Genomic DNA, 442 nt, shown 5'->3' with positions numbered 1-442 from the left:
AGTCGAAGCACCCTTGGTTCTCGAATCCAAGCCGCTGGGGCTACGTTGATCCATCGGGTTCGATGCTTCAGGTGGATATGAGCGCAGGCTCGTGGGTATGGACCCACGTATCAGGCGATAGCATCTCCTACGATGGTTCCGGTAACGTGGTGAAGGTTGTTAAGGGCAATGACACGTCGAACATTCAGGGCAGCATACAGTTCAACGTGTCGGGCAACACAACTATCAACACCACTAACTTCAATCTAAATGCCAGTGGCACTGCCGTGTACAAGGCTTCCACTCATCAGTTTCAGGGTCCTGTTGTCACGGATTCAACGATCGCGGCTGCTGGCGACATTACGGATGAAACTGCGTCCGGTAACACGAAGACCATAGGCGACTTCCGGCGTGTTTATGATTCGCACATCCACCACGTGCCAGACAATCCGGATACTAGTAC

Annotated in this window: 1 protein-coding gene; it reads left to right on the top strand. The window is 52.7% G+C overall.

From position 1 onward, the window contains the following. Positions 1-442, top strand: a 442-nt coding sequence (locus AC1RPU_RS07875; protein WP_481769625.1) for a hypothetical protein, incomplete at both ends; no start/stop codon positions are given.

This window comes from Dellaglioa sp. CoH-55-MRSF-7 (assembly GCF_056782235.1).
The sequence above is the reverse complement of the archived record's forward strand: the minus strand, read 5'-3'. Positions and strand labels throughout refer to the sequence as shown.